A 14,964-nucleotide genomic window follows, 5' to 3' on the forward strand; every position below is an offset into this window, starting at 1 on the left:
TCTCCGGTTGTACCCTTTTTTATTTCTATATTACCACGCAGTCTTTGCTCCCGTCAGTACACAGTGCCGGCAGATTATTCAGTCATCCGTTTTTAACACCTGAATCAACTAACCCCGTTTCAAGTCCAAATTGCCCTTATTTCAACAAAAATGCTATGTACTCAATCATTTTGTTCCTTGCAAAAAAGGTTGTCGATTTGTCGGAATTTTGACATAATCCTGCTTTTTTCTCATGAAATCGAAAAACAGGATTGCTATAGTAGAGTAGGAATATTTACCAAAAACTCATCAGTTCTGACTAAACAGGGAAAGGAATGCCAATGTTCTATCCAACCTATCAAAGCAAAAAAGACCAAACCGTACATATCGTCAAAGACCAGAACCAATGCCTATGCGGACTGAAACACAATTCCTTTTATGAACTGAACAGACAAGACCTGCGCAATATTGTATTTAAACAACTCGACGAGGTCACATGCGAAACTTGCCTGAAAAAGGTGGAGAAAATGCAAGAATAATATTCCCTATTATTAAGAAGAGGTTTCACCACAACCTGGCAATATAAAACGCAGTCCTGTGAATACAGAACTGCGTTGGCCGTATCATTTCAGTGAATCCTTATTTAGTCTCAATCAATCCGTAACGACCGTCTCTCCGGCGGTACACGACGTTGGTCGCATTCGTTTCAGTATCCGTATAAACGAAGAAACTATGGCCGAGCATATTCATCTGAAGGATCGCTTCCTCGCTGTCCATCGGCTTTAAGTCAAAGCGCTTATTACGGACAACTTCAAGCTCATTGTCTTCCTCATCCTCCACAGCCACAGTTCCGCTCTCCTCAATTGTGGAAAACAGCTCAGCAGTGCCTGCAGTTGCCCGGAACTTCCGGTTTACTTTCGTTTTATGTTTACGGATTTGGCGCTCCAGCTTGTCGACAATCAAATCAATTGCCGCATACATATCAGCATTAGCTTCTTCAGCCCGAAGAACCAAATTCGGCATTGGAATGGTAACTTCCACTTTAGACGTACTATTATTAACCTTCAAATTCACATGCGCATCAGCATTGGACGTATCGCTGAAATACCGCTCCAATTTCCCGATCTTTCTCTCTACATATTCTCTAATTGCTGGAGTTACCTCGATGTTTTCACCACGAACGTTGTAATTCATAAACTGAGTCCTCCTTTAAATATGGCTATGTTAAATATATTCTACGATACCCTTAACATTACCTTCACAAACCGGGAAAAAAAATTGTCGAAATTGTGGAGGGATTGTTGAGGAAAGGAAATTGAAAGGTACTGTATTTACACCTATCATCACATTGTAAGATGGTTGAAAGAAATGAACTCCATATAAAAACCGCCTGGAGATCAGACGGTTAAGACTCGATGTAAGGTTTTAATACATTTTGAATATTTCTAGACCATGCTGTAAAAGCAGGACTTAATTTATCATTGATAATCTGTTGTTTCAATACTGGGTCTGTCAAATTAATTTCTGCCGGGTTGAGTATCTTAATGACACTTTCAAATTCGTATACTTTTTCTTGTATTGAACGGTTCTCAAAATACAAGTTTGCGACCTGGACATTAGTGGACGCAAGCTGGCCAAAAGCTGAGAAAATGTCCCCTAAAATACGATCTCCTTCGGTCAGCTCGTAGTTCTCGAAACTCTTGGATACATAGTCAAAGGCTTCTTCAATCGTTTCCAGCAAACCTGTGTATTGCTGAAGTAGCTGATGTTGAATTTCTGTTAAAGTAGTAGTCAAAGATGTTCACCTATTTTCGTTTATCGTAAAACATACCATCAGTTGAAAAAGATTGATAAGGATTAATATATTTACTGGTTGATTCTTTTTTTACACTTAACTGTTTGATGTCTTTTTGGATGGCAGCTTTTTCTCCAGTTAGAAGGATATTGAGCTTATTGTTAAGTGCAATTAACTGCAATCCCAGTTCTTTTTCTTCCTCGGTATAAGGAGGATGTATCGACTTGATCAACTGGTCGCGTAAGGAAAGCAATTCCTCTATCAACACAATCTTTTCGTCCCGTTCCCGTTGTTCATTGCCTTCGAGCAGGTCAATCAGTTCAAGCGTAGTTTCATAAAACCTTCGCAAGGGGCTCACTATATTTGGCCACCTTGTGCAAACTGCTTCTGGCGGTTGATTTGTACAACTTCCTTCCAGGTATCCCGGAACTCTGTCACAAACCCCTCAACCTCTTCAATAATGGATATATCATTTTTCAGATTAGCTTCCACCAATCTACGATTTAAGTAATCATAGAGAGACATTAAATCTTTTGAAACAGCAATATCCATATTCAAAGTAACCATCAATTCCTGGATGATGTTCTGGACCTTTTGGATATTTTTATTTCTTTCCTCAATAGAACCTGTCTCGATTGCTTTTTTAGCCTGCAGCAAAAACTTCAGGCAGCCATTATAAAGCATAAGTGTCAGTTCACCCGGAGATGCGGTGTTAACAGAATTTTGTTGATATGCTTGATATGGATTTCCAATTGCCATTTAAAACACTTCCTTTTTATTAAGCTCCTCCGCCAAACTGCTGCATCAGATAACTCATCTGTTCATTTGATTTCTGGATTGTTTTTTCCATTGCTGTGAATTGGCGCCAATAGCGATCCTCCGTCCTTGTTAATTTTTCCTCAAAACGGTCTATGGATTTGTTCATATTGTCAAGAAGCTTACCGATTGTGAATTGCTGATTTGTTGAAAATGAGTTACCAGCTTTAACTTTCAATTTATCCATAGTAGCTAAAACCGTATCATATAAACGGTGGACCAAACCTTTTTGGCTTTCAGTCGTTCCAGTTCCTGTAAAAAGCTTTTCGACGGATTCCGGGTCAGATTCGATGGCTTGTCTTAGCTGAGCTTCATTCAACTCCAACTTCCCTCCCTCTAAATAATTAGAGGTGGTTTTGATTCCAATCTTAGCTAACTGGTTAAAAGGCGTTTGAACACTATCATTGATAACGGGTTGATAGAAATCGAGTCGCATCGCATTTATAGCAGTAGATATTATAGGGTCTCTTTTAAGCAAACCACTTTTTGCTTTTTCTTCCCATGATTCCTGTTGTTTGTCACTCAATTGTTCCCGCTGTTGGTCTGTAAGCGGTAAATAACTGCCATAACGTTCCTCTGATATTTTTTTGCGCATCGTTTCAATCATTTCATTATATTTATTAACAAAGTTTTTAATGTTTTCAACGACTTTTTCGGCATTATTACTGATTGAAGTACTGACAGAATCAGTGAATTCTTTTTTTAAAGTAAAAGTGACCCCATTCATTTGAAAAGTATTGGAAGTTCTCTCTGTTGTTAGCCCATTAATTTCCAATATTGCGTTTTTACCATCTACTTTGATCGTATGATTTCTAAAGCGTAGAACATCGTTGATTAAACTTCCATATGTATTCAACTCCGCCCCAGCATCATTATAGTCGCCAGTTTCCGATCTAGTTAATGTCATCTGACCTGTAAAAGTGTCATAAAACATAGTTGCCCCAACACTCGCAGAGTTAACTTTTGACATCACATTATTTAATGACTCACTACCAGATACTAGAAATTGGTCATACCGAGTTCCATTTGATGTATGGCTGCTCATTGTAAAATTGGTAAACTTATGTGAATATGTTGCTTCTAACTTGTAAGATATGTTGGGAGTGTTATCATCTGGCTTAGGTAATTTATTCTCTAGAAAAGTTATTTTACCAGTAGTCATGTCAATAGAACCTACCGTGACACCTGATTGTTTGATGTCCGTTCCTTCGACAGTATACGCAGTTTCCTCTTTTTGTTCTGTTGTTGTATTTCCACTTGTAACCTTTGTCGTTGTAACTAGCTTAAAGGATGAAATACTATTAATTGCTCCCTGCGATAGTTGCCAGGAGCTAGTATTTTTAGACAAAGATAAGGATTCAGTCATATCATTTGCAATGTAGTCGACCTTAATCGTACTGCCTTGTGCAATTTCTTTTCCAAATTGGAGTTTACCAGCATCTGTAATAAGGACCTCATCCTGCTTCAATGCCCTTTGAACGCCGTTCGCATCAGTTATTTCAGATGCAACAACTGCCTTAAATCCTATTCCGTTTACTTTCACACTCCAGTTGGTTCTTTCATCAGCTATCATATTAGCCTGACTAACACCTACATCTATAGTTTTGTCAGTTCCAGTAGTTTCCGTTAGGTTATAGGATATGGATTTTAATGCACCACTTCGCCAAATGTTGGTCGCTGGGTTAGTAAAGTTCGTATTCTGCGCATATAAACTCTGGCTCGGATCAAAACTAGTGTTATAGATTTTTCCTTCATTCACCCGAGTTTCCGCACTAGCCAACTGGGTGACATTTGAAATCGTGAAAGATGATAGGTTTGCTGCACTGGTGGCAGAAACGGAGACCTTTGTATCATTTGTTGAAGCCGCCTGGCGCACCCGGTAATTGGAACTCAGTTTCATCTGCGTCAACTGACTTCTGAAATCTAAAAGCAAGGTATTAATAGAGCGAAAATCATCTCGCTGCCACTCAAGAATCTGTTTATTCTGCTTCAATTTATCAAGAGGTATTCGTTCCGCCTTCATTAAATCCCCAACGAGCTGATCAATATCCATCCCGCTAGCCAATCCGCCAATTCGTACCATTGTTTAAATCACCTGCTTAAATCTTTTTATCTACCAGCAACCCCACAAAATCAGTCATGGCCGCATAAATGTCCAGCATCTTTTTAGATGGAATTTCCTTGATAACTTCATGGGTTGTGTCATCCACAATCGTCACATAATACTCATTTAACTTATCGTGAAGCTCAAATTTCAAAGAAGTATTTGAAGGTTGGAGAAACTCATTCATTCCCTCAACTATTTTATCAAGTTTCTTCTTTTTATTTTCCGAGCTATTTGTAAAAGCCTTTTCTTCATGATTCGAATTATTTTTGCTATTGTTCGTTTGCGTCTCCACATTATCTAAAGCTGTAGTTCGTGTTGAATAGGAACCGCCTTGTGCTGAAACCCTTTCAATCATTTAGGTTCCTCCTATTCTTTGTGATATCAGTAGTTATATCGACAGCTTTATTAAAATTTCCAGTGTGTAAAGAAAATATCATGAAGCTTAAATCTGATTGCAAATAGATTATAAAATAGTTATATGAGGGAGAAATGTTATGGTGACAGATAAGAGAACTCATATTGGAGACAAATTGCTTGAAAATAAGTAGAGGTGATGAAAACTTCACATAATAACGATAAGTTTATATTTGGCCAGTATTAGAAATTATTCCAGGATATATTCTGTTTTTTGAGGGGCGCTTGCCGAGCGAATTCAAGCCTTTGCCCGAGGGACTTGCCGAAAAAAGGCGGTACGGTGATTATGTATAAGTCCCTCTCCAATAAATAAATAGTTGAAGTACTCCTTGGGGTTGCTGATTTGCTTGAGCCAATATTGCTTGTACTGCCTGGGAAAGAATTGAATTCTTCGTATGTGCCATCATTTCTTTAGCCAGACCTGCGTCACGAAGTATTAATGGTTTGTAATAGTATCGACGTGAAATACATTTAGTAGCGCTAATAGACATAAAAATGATAAAAAGGACTTCCCTCCGAAGAGAGAAGCCTAAGTATAATGAAAACTCTTGACCAATAGTTTATTAGTTTTTAATTAAAACTGCCATGTAAGCCATGGTTGTTAAGTCATTCTCTCTTAATAGTGTGAAGATATTATTTAAGTATGCAGTATTGTGTTCCACAGTTTTAGCAAAAGATTGGATTAGTTTAATTATATAGTCCGTAGTCATCCCCTTATGGTAGCCGGACATACCAATTAAGTGAAGTTTGATCATCGCATAATGGACAATAAGCATAACATAATCATCGTAAACAGTAGCTTGCCCTAATGGAAATAGGTTTTTAAATACATGGTTAACTAAATAATTTTCTAGGATATAATTATGTTCATCCATAAATGGTTTGTAATAGCTAATGTAGGCGTGTTCGTATTTTCCAGCCACGTCTTTCATTGACGCATCATTCGTAAATCCAAGTCCTACAAGCATTTCGGTTAGACATTCCTTATAACGCTGATTGTTTATTCCTTGACTGTACCTGTGATCGACTAGCTCTTTGCACAATTTCATTTGAATATCTGCCAGCGCAGGAATCTCTTTTAAAGATGGTATTAAGCTGCCATCCTCTATCAGACGGGTAAAGGAGTCAATCACAGCTGGTATTTCTTCAGTCTTGTGTTGTTCTATATATTGCTGGACTTTATTATAAAACATGCCTAAAATCATGAGGCGTTCATCCACGGAATATACTCGGTTTTGCAACAATTGAATGGTAAAGATTCTTAAATCCCAAAAATAAGAATGATAAGCTGTAGTTAGCGGTGAATGACGGGTATCCAACCTTTTTCCTATAAATGTCCGTGAGCCCATTGGCTCCGTTGTTTCAATAAATTCAATACCGTCTTGATTAAGCAGCACTTGTCTAGCCGCTTCTGGGCACGACAATGTTATTGATTTTTCAACCACTCCATTAATTTCGTTTATGTGCCGCGGATAAATAGCACATGTATTTGAAAGAAACTCCTCACCTAAATTCAACTGGATCTTACATAACCTGTCTTCGCTTAAAAATGAACAACACCCCGACTGGTCCATTTTGATTTTGGCATAGGCCTCGGTGGATGAATTTGCTCGAGTTCTTGCCAACTTATTATGAAAAAGTGGCTTTAACTCTAGATCATGCGATTTTTTATATTTCTTATATGTTTTTTGATCAATATTGACCTGCCAGCCTGCACAACATGAATCTTCACAAGCAGATCCGATACAACTGAATTGATTCATATATTGAGGGATTAATAAAGAGCGAGTTTTTTGAGACATAAGTACTCCTTTTGCAATAAGATTCGGAATAAAAGAATAAAAACAGTTTATAATCCTTAAATTACTATTTTTGTCGAAGTATATATCGGATTCTCAAAGAAAATGTTAACTTAATCGGGGATTCATTTTTTGGTGAGGTTTAATAGGATAGGGGTCTAACGAATAAAGGATCTTATTCATAAGATAAAAAGTAAAAATTAGTAAATAACACAGAAAGACATGTCCGTAAACATGTCTTTTTCTATTATTACCGTAAAAGCTGAAGTACTCCTTGTGGCTGTTGATTTGCCTGTGCCAGCATTGCTTGTGCTGCCTGAGAAAGAATAGAGTTTTTCGTTTGAGTCATCATTTCTTTCGCCATATCCACATCACGAACTCGGGATTCTGCAGCTGTCAGGTTTTCTGCTGAAGTACCCAAATTATTGATCGTATGCTCTAAACGGTTTTGATAGGCACCCAATTCCGAACGGAAAGATGATACTTTTTTAATGGCATCATCGAAAATTTCAATTGCAGCAGTCGCGTTCTCGTGGGTAGTTACATCAAGAGCATATTCCACAACAGTATTTTCAGTTCCATTCGTTACACCCATTGAAGAATCCGCTGGATCAATAGCTGTGTACTTCGCTTTTGTGGTCGCATTTTCTGCCGTCGTTTCAACACCCGCTGCACCACTAATATTCAAAGCATCGGCCCTCATGTCTTTCAATTGAATGGTAAAGCTTTGGGCCGTATTTGCACCAATCTGCAGACTAACTGAAGATGACACGCTAGATGGATCCGGAAATGTCGCATTAAAGTATTTAGATACTTGTCCAGCAGTAACACCTGTTGTGTTATCAAAGACATTTTCAGCATTAAGAGCTGAACCACCATAGTCTGAACCACCCACTGCACCTGTGTCAGCTTCAGCCCCGTTTGTAAAACTGATATAACTGGAAATGCTGGATGCTGCATTAGTGGAGAAATCCGAAACAAAATCAGAGAACGTTCCGCCTGTCGTGTTGGCAATTGCAGTTTTCAGAGCATCATTACCTGAATTAGATCCCACTAAACTTTTGATATTTGTCATTAAATCTTTAATGTCTGTGCTTCCGTTATTAGCTGTTATTTGATTATCTAAATACTTTACAATCATATATCCAGCCGCATAATCCTTGCTATCGCCATTCCATTCGGCACCATTTAGAAGCGCAGTAGCCCGAGTTACCATGTCATTTACTTTTGCGGAGTCAAAACCGCCGTTACCGTCAGAGATATAATATTCCAACCGTTCGTCTCCACCATGAATAAACTCAGCGGATCCTTCCTTGAACCACTTAGCCATGTCGATTGTATCTTCCACGCCAAACTCCGAGTTCATAACAGCGTGAACCATTTCATGTGCAAGGACACGATCACTGTAATTCGCACCCCCGGAGCCATTGTCTCCACTAGCACCCGAGCTTGGAGTGAAATCACTAACATCAATTGTCAATGTTTGATCGGTTGTTCCTGTCGAACCGGTCACATAGGCCGCTGTTCCACCCGGTGCATCTGTTTTTAAAATAATGGATAGATTCTCACCACTGCCTTTTAAACCATATTCAGCAAAGATTCGATCTTCCGCTTGGGTTAACCATCCTTTGTTCTTGATTCCGTCCAGGATGTCATTCACAGTAGTGGAATCACTCACACCAGCATTTAATAGTTTCTTCGTATTAAATTCTGTAGTGTTACCAATTCTATTAACCTCAGAAGTTAATTGATTAATCTCTCGTTGAATTTCTTTACGGTCATCTGCTGTATTTGTATCATTGGCGGCTTGAGTCGCAAGCTCACGCATACGTTGTAAAATAGAGTGAGTTTCGTTTAACGCACCTTCAGCCGTTTGAACTAATGAAATCCCATCCTGTGAGTTACGCTGAGCCTGGTCCAAACCACGGATTTGTCCTCTCATTTTTTCTGAGATGGCCAGACCTGCGGCATCATCGCCAGCACGGTTGATCCGAAGTCCAGAAGACAGTTTTTCCATGGATTTGGATTGGCCAGCAGATGCACTTGTCAGTTGGCGATAGGTATTCAACGCCGCAATATTATGATTGATTCTCAATGTTATTTTCCCCTCTCACAAACCATTTTTATAAATAAAAAAAGATACCGGGGGAAATCCCCGGTATCCCCGTCCTCATTGATTAACGAAGTAACTGAAGTACTCCTTGAGGCTGTTGGTTTGCTTGAGCAAGCATCGCTTGAGCAGCTTGAGAAAGAATTGAGTTCTTTGTTTGAGTCATCATTTCTTTTGCCATGTCAACGTCACGTACACGAGACTCAGCAGCTGTTAAGTTTTCAGCAGATGTTCCTAAGTTGTTAATTGTATGGTCTAAACGGTTTTGGTAAGCACCCAGTTTAGAACGCTCTGCAGAAACTGCATTAATTGCATCATCAAGAATTGTGATTGCCGCTGTTGCATTTGCATGTGTTGAAACATCAAGAGCTTTTTCAGCACCTACATTAGACGTACCATCCGTAACATCAGTAGCGGTTGTATAAGTAGCTGTTACAGCTGAATTAGATTTAGATTGCACTGTTGATTCACTAGATGCACCACTTACCCCTAGAGCTTGTGAACGCATATCTGCGATTCCAACCTCAAAGCTTTGGCCAGTGTTAGCACCGATTTGGAAGCTAGCTTTGAAACCATTTCCTGCAGCCTGTGTAGTTGATATTGTAGGTGTAGTTGCGCTTTCTTGTCCAGCTTGCTGAGTTAAAACAACATTCGCACCTGTACCAGATGCTGCATACTTAGCATTCAAAGTAGCATTTTTAGTGATGGCATCTTTTAATTGAGTCGCTTGATCAGACGCAGAAGTTCCAGCTAACACTTTTGTTCCGTCAGCAAGTCCTGCATCGTTCGCATCATCTGTGACAGTGATTGTAGTATTATCGATTTTGAAAGAGTCGCCTGCTTTTAATGCGCTAACGTCAAAGCTGGATACTCCTGATGTTGCTGCTGCAGTAACATTCACCGTTGGTACCGAAGGTGCTGGAGCTGCTGTTCTTTGAGTAAGAGTAATCTTGCCAGCTGCATCAGCTGTTGCACTGAATGTATTAGTAGCATCACCATTAATTGCAGCCGCTAAAGCTGTTGCAGTTGCTTTCTCGTCAGCACCGATTTGAAATTCTCCAGCACCTGGTGTTCCCGTAGCTCCTGTATATGTTTTACCGCCTACCGTTACGGACTCACCATTAGCAAGGTTCTTTGTAACATCAAATTCAAATTGAGCTTTTGTATCGGCTCCTCTAACTTCTGCAGTCAAACTCTGAGTCCAGCTATCACCTGTTACAGCATCTGATATACCAGATACATCAACCGTCATACCTTTATGAGTAAATGTTCCAGCAGATAAAACAACATCTGATGAGCCACCATCAATAGACCAACCAGTAGATGTCTTTTGAAGTGTTAATATTTCATCACTAGTACCAGTAAATGTACCACTAATTTGCGCTTCTGCAGTTGCAGTATTTAATGCATTTTTAGTCATACTAGTAGGTGAAGAAATGTTTGTTGCAGGTGTAGTCACCGCTCCTGGAGCATAAGTAGTTTTCTCTGTTACTACGCCCACTGTTCCTACCGCTGTTCCTCCGGCAGCTACACCAGTAGTAGTAGCTGTTACACTAACAGCCGATGTTGTTTGTTTACCACCGTTAAGCAACTTTTGTGTATTAAACTCAGTAGTATTACCAATACGGTTAATTTCAGAAGTTAACTGGTTGATCTCATTTTGAATTTCTTTACGATCGTCACCAGTGTTAGTATCGTTCGATGATTGAGTTGCTAGCTCACGCATACGTTGAAGGATTGCATGAGTTTCGTTTAATGCACCTTCAGCTGTTTGGATTAGAGAGATACCATCTTGAGAGTTGCGTTGCGCTTGATCCAGACCACGGATCTGTCCACGCATTTTTTCAGAGATTGCAAGACCTGCAGCGTCATCACCAGCACGGTTGATACGAAGACCTGAAGATAATTTCTCCATTGATTTAGATTGAGCACCTGAAGCACTTGTTAACTGACGATATGTGTTAAGCGCTGCGATATTGTGATTAATACGCATTGATTTTCCTCCTTGAATATCGGGTTCACATCCTTGTGAACCAACCATTTATTTGAGAGTTGGCAAGGTCGGCCGCCCCTGCTTTCTCTTACAATATTATTATCGTCAGTTGAGATTTTCTTTTAATAGATTTTCGTAATTATTTTTTCTTGTTCTTATTTATAAATTCCTGCAAGGCGGATATTTCTATTGCGGCTTGTTGATTCTCTCTTAATACTTCTTCAAAAAGTTCTTTTCTAACGATTTCTATTTCCTTCGGGGCTTTAATGCCGATTTTCACCTGGTCATTTTTCGAAGAGATGATTGTTATTTCGATATCGTTGCCGATTTTGATTGTTTCTCCGTTTTTTCTTGTAAGGACGAGCATCTATTTCACCCCTTTGAAGCTTTTTTAGTTTGATGGAATATTTTATGCTTCGTTGTATATGGAGTCTGATTTAGGATGACTTGTTTCCCAATATTACTCGATTTATTTATAATAATGGGAGCTTGGAGATTAGCGGTTGTTTTATCAAAAGGCTCTTGTACTGTCAGTATTGAATAAACCTGCACCTGATCTGGCGAATCGAGCTTCAATTGTTCGATTGTCGCTTCATCAATTGTGAAATCATAATCTGTAAAAAAAGAAAATGGGTTGGCGATGACGAATGCAAGCTGTGCGTTCTGGATGGATTGAAGGGTCATTAAAGTGTCATCGTCTGCTAATGGGATTATCGCAAACTTTTTTTGATCTAAGAAGCCCGGCAGTCCTCGGTCAAAGGAAATGATTTGAGTTTCCTCGATTTCAATCTCACCGTGATATATACTTTGTATTTTCATTGTCTCACCCTTTATATAGTTTGCTCATAATTGGTTCCAACAAACTTTAAATTATCAAAATCAACATTTAATGAATTGTACTGTTTTAAGCGTATTTCCACTTCACCAGGTTCGTAAGAAACAATAGGCTTGTTCGCTCTGTTATTCATAACAGGTTTATTGATTTTCACATTGACTTCTACATTTCCTGGCTGATAGTCGATTGATACCGAACCATGATGGGGCACCCATCCAACATTATACTCATAAATTGGTTTGCTGCCATTTCGTTTCGCCTGATTCGCAATGGCATTGCCTCCGTTTTCAATCTTCATTAGTTCCTCGCCGTCTCGCACTCTTCTTTCAATGCCTTCCAGCCATTTTTGTTTACCTAACTGTGCCGCCTCCTCGATGCGGCTCCCGATACTCTTTAAATCAACATCCTCTCTTGCCTTTGTCTGATCTATTGTCAATTTGGATGGGGTTCGGTTAATGGTAAGTTCGGCTTTAGGCTGCTGGATATCAAGTTCAGCTTGCGGCTGCTCGATACTCTGCCTGCCTCGTTTTGTACTTATTTCAATTAACGCTGGGCTTGTTTGTAACCTTACTTGAGGAAAATTCATTTTTCATCCCCTCTATCTCGGAAAATTAAAAAAAAAGCCATTTCATTATGAAATAGCTCTTATCTTAAAAAGTCTAAAAGGGTCGGCTGTATAATTCTCGAACCTACACTGAGGGCGGCCCGGTGGACACTCTCTTGCAGTGTTAAATCGGTAATCACTTTTTCAATTTCTGCATCTTCATTATCGGAAATTATACGTTTGGCCATCACTTCTTGTTGATCGATGCGTGCCTCAAGCATATCCAGGCGATTATACCTCGCACCAAGTTCCGAACGTTCTGCTGAAAGGATGTCCATTCTATCATCAAGATTAGCCAGTTCCTGATCTAGCATTTCGATTGGTTTTTCTCCACTAAGTGCATCCTGAATATTTTGCAAGGTAGTAAATAATTCATTGCTAAAAACGTTTGTTGGCATGACATTTGCCTTCAATAGAATGCCACGGGACACTTCTACCTTATAGTCTTTCGTATTAAAATCAGCTGCAAGACTTGGTGGTTCTCCCTCAACTACCGGTGCTTTATCAACATTTGTACCGTTGAAAATAAATCTTCCGGAAACATTCGAATTAGCAACGGTAACGATATCCTTCTTTAGCTGGTCTATTTCCATGGCGACCGCTCTCTGGTCATCTGGGGCGAGTGTACCATTTTTCCCTTGAACAGTAAGCTCCCTGATTCGGTGGAGAGCATTATTCACCTGTTCAATTCCAGTCTCTGAGTTATCCATCCATAAATAAGCCTCGGAAAGGTTTCGCTTGTATTGTTCGATTTCGGTCAAATTGGAACGATAATGTATCCCTTTCATAGCTACGACAGGATCATCGGAAGGCTTGGTGATTTTTTTACCGGTGGAAAGCTGGTCTTGGTAAATTCCCAATCTGTTATAGCTGTTGCTTAAATTTTTCAAAGAATTCGCTGTAAGCATGCCTTGCGTAATTCGCATATTTATTTACCTACCTTCCTACCGTGCCCATTCCATTGATGATTTTATCAAGAAGTTCATCCTGTAATGTAATCATACGGGCAGATGCATTGTATGCGTGCTGGAACTGAATCATATTGGACATCTCTTCATCCAGTGAAACAGAGCTCATTGACATTCTACGGTCTTCAACAGCTTGGCGAAGCACTCCACTGTTGCTGGACAAACGAACAGCTTCCTGGGAATCAACGGCCATTCCACCCACAATTACTTCATAATAATTTCTTAAGTTAGAATTCATTTGATTGCCATAAACATACGGTGTATTAATTACTTCTGCCAATGCCAATACATTGGCGGCATCTCCCATTGTCGGATTCGACACACTTGCGCTGGCAATGTTATCAAGACTTTCCATAATGCTGTTATCTACTTTTATTCTAGATGCAAAACCGGTTTTATTTCCGAGTGTTATCTGAGAATTCCCGGAGTCAGCAAAAAATGGAGGAGTAGGGTCCGTTGTCCTTTGATTCATTTGATTCGGTGTGACACCAGCCTTATGCTGATCATTAAACTTAATTGCAAAGGTATAGGCCATGTTATCAAGTTCACTCAGCATATCTGAATAAATGCCAGTTACCTTATCAATAGTTACCCCGTCTACCTCCTGAGTGTCACTCACATATCCATACGACTCTATAAGGGCTTGAAGCTTCCCTTGTGAACCGAGGCCCTTAAAGCCAAAGTTAGTTGTTCCAACGTCAAAGGTCTTTACTGACCCATCTGTACCATCGAAATTGACTTTGATAGGCACAGATGCGTTTATTCCAACCAATTGACCGATTGTCGTTCCATTGTCGTTGACCATACTTATGATGGCTTTTCCTTCAGCTATCTCCGACGAATTGCCGCTATTTTTGACATAGTCTACTTTAATATTAACCAAGGAAGACAACTGATCTATTAACCGGTCCCTTTCATCGTATAAATCGTTGGGTAAGTACCCATGTGGCTCCACATCACTTATTTGTGCATTTACTTTATTAATTTGCTCGGTTAACGAGTTAATCTCTTTTTCGGCTACCATTATTTCATTCTTGATATCCTGTCGGACACCCTTTAATGCATCTGCCAAATAATTAAACGTTTCTGAAACGCCAACGCCCCTTTGACGTACAACGGATCTTGCTCCTGGATTTTTAGCATTGACGGCAAGGTCCTGCAGGGATTGCCAAAACATATCCATTGTTTTGGCTAACCCTGAATCAGAAGGTTCATTCATGATTTCTTCAATTTTTTCATAGGATTCTGCCCGCGTCTCCCAATATCCCAGCTTATTGTTTTCGCTTCGATATTGTACATCAAGAAAACTTTCCCTAACACGCTGTACTGAACCCGCTTTAACCCCGGTGCCCATCTGACCTGGCAGCATGGGTGAGTTCATGCCAATGCCCGGATAGGGCTCTGTTTGAACAAAATTTACTCTTTGACGGGTGTATCCGGGTGTATTGGCATTGGCAACATTATGCCCGGTAGTATATAAAGCACCTTGCTGCGTAAACATCCCGCGCCGTGCCGTTTCCAGTCCCATAAAGGTTGAACGCATG

15 protein-coding genes and 1 pseudogene are annotated in these 14,964 nt (G+C 39.7%); 1 reads left to right on the plus strand and 15 read right to left on the minus strand.

The genetic code is table 11. The features are described from left to right. Positions 1 to 320: 320 nt before the first annotated feature. Positions 321 to 518 carry a hypothetical protein gene (locus tag D0466_RS10835; RefSeq protein ID WP_117322572.1) on the plus strand — a complete coding sequence of 66 codons (198 nt, stop codon included), beginning with the start codon at positions 321 to 323 and terminating at the stop codon, positions 516 to 518. 100 nt (positions 519 to 618) lie between these two features. Here the strand turns inward: D0466_RS10835 and hpf are convergent, their stop codons facing one another. From hpf to flgK, 15 genes and pseudogenes are all read right to left on the minus strand, one after another. After that, complete coding sequence (gene hpf / locus D0466_RS10840) at positions 619 to 1,173, minus strand: ribosome hibernation-promoting factor, HPF/YfiA family (protein WP_117322573.1); 555 nt, start codon at positions 1,171 to 1,173, stop codon at positions 619 to 621. 211 nt (positions 1,174 to 1,384) lie between these two features. After that, a complete protein-coding gene (locus D0466_RS10845) occupies positions 1,385 to 1,774 on the minus strand; it encodes a hypothetical protein (RefSeq protein ID WP_117322574.1) in 390 nt (129 codons plus the stop codon). A 10-nt stretch (positions 1,775 to 1,784) separates the two neighbouring features. Then, entirely contained in the window at positions 1,785 to 2,132 is a 348-nt protein-coding gene (locus D0466_RS10850) for a flagellar protein FliT (RefSeq protein WP_117322575.1), read from the minus strand. Continuing rightward, positions 2,132 to 2,533, minus strand: a complete 402-nt coding sequence (gene fliS / locus D0466_RS10855; protein ID WP_117322576.1) for a flagellar export chaperone FliS — start codon at positions 2,531 to 2,533, stop codon at positions 2,132 to 2,134. Before fliS ends, D0466_RS10850 begins: the two co-directional genes overlap by 1 nt. 19 nt (positions 2,534 to 2,552) lie before the next feature. Continuing rightward, positions 2,553 to 4,673 carry a flagellar filament capping protein FliD gene (gene fliD, locus D0466_RS10860; protein ID WP_117322577.1) on the minus strand — a complete coding sequence of 707 codons (2,121 nt, stop codon included), beginning with the start codon at positions 4,671 to 4,673 and terminating at the stop codon, positions 2,553 to 2,555. Between the two features lie 16 nt (positions 4,674 to 4,689). Continuing rightward, the gene (gene flaG, locus D0466_RS10865) at positions 4,690 to 5,052 is read right to left on the minus strand and encodes a flagellar protein FlaG (RefSeq protein ID WP_117322578.1); all 363 of its coding nucleotides are present in this window, start codon (positions 5,050 to 5,052) and stop codon (positions 4,690 to 4,692) included. 343 nt (positions 5,053 to 5,395) lie between these two features. Next, positions 5,396 to 5,545, minus strand: a pseudogene (locus tag D0466_RS23315) (flagellin); the annotation flags it as partial. A gap of 129 nt (positions 5,546 to 5,674) precedes the next feature. Next, the gene (gene fliB / locus D0466_RS10875) at positions 5,675 to 6,913 is read right to left on the minus strand and encodes a flagellin lysine-N-methylase (protein ID WP_117322579.1); all 1,239 of its coding nucleotides are present in this window, start codon (positions 6,911 to 6,913) and stop codon (positions 5,675 to 5,677) included. A 247-nt stretch (positions 6,914 to 7,160) separates the two neighbouring features. Next, positions 7,161 to 9,005: a flagellinolysin gene (locus tag D0466_RS10880; protein ID WP_117322580.1), complete on the minus strand. Its 1,845-nt coding sequence runs from the start codon at positions 9,003 to 9,005 to the stop codon at positions 7,161 to 7,163. A gap of 82 nt (positions 9,006 to 9,087) precedes the next feature. After that, complete coding sequence (locus D0466_RS23460) at positions 9,088 to 11,013, minus strand: flagellin N-terminal helical domain-containing protein (RefSeq protein WP_117322581.1); 1,926 nt, start codon at positions 11,011 to 11,013, stop codon at positions 9,088 to 9,090. Between the two features lie 139 nt (positions 11,014 to 11,152). Next, positions 11,153 to 11,380 (minus strand): carbon storage regulator CsrA, encoded by a 228-nt coding sequence (gene csrA / locus D0466_RS10890; protein ID WP_117322582.1) that lies wholly within the window; start codon positions 11,378 to 11,380, stop codon positions 11,153 to 11,155. Between the two features lie 5 nt (positions 11,381 to 11,385). Next, positions 11,386 to 11,832 carry a flagellar assembly protein FliW gene (gene fliW, locus D0466_RS10895; RefSeq protein ID WP_117322583.1) on the minus strand — a complete coding sequence of 149 codons (447 nt, stop codon included), beginning with the start codon at positions 11,830 to 11,832 and terminating at the stop codon, positions 11,386 to 11,388. Between the two features lie 11 nt (positions 11,833 to 11,843). After that, positions 11,844 to 12,434: a DUF6470 family protein gene (locus tag D0466_RS10900; RefSeq protein WP_117322584.1), complete on the minus strand. Its 591-nt coding sequence runs from the start codon at positions 12,432 to 12,434 to the stop codon at positions 11,844 to 11,846. Between the two features lie 59 nt (positions 12,435 to 12,493). Further along, entirely contained in the window at positions 12,494 to 13,378 is an 885-nt protein-coding gene (gene flgL / locus D0466_RS10905) for a flagellar hook-associated protein FlgL (RefSeq protein WP_117322585.1), read from the minus strand. 10 nt (positions 13,379 to 13,388) lie between these two features. After that, a complete protein-coding gene (gene flgK / locus D0466_RS10910) occupies positions 13,389 to 14,963 on the minus strand; it encodes a flagellar hook-associated protein FlgK (RefSeq protein WP_117322586.1) in 1,575 nt (524 codons plus the stop codon). Position 14,964 lies beyond the last annotated feature (1 nt).

It is taken from the genome of Peribacillus glennii, assembly GCF_003429105.1.
Lineage (GTDB): Bacteria > Bacillota > Bacilli > Bacillales > DSM-1321 > Peribacillus > Peribacillus glennii.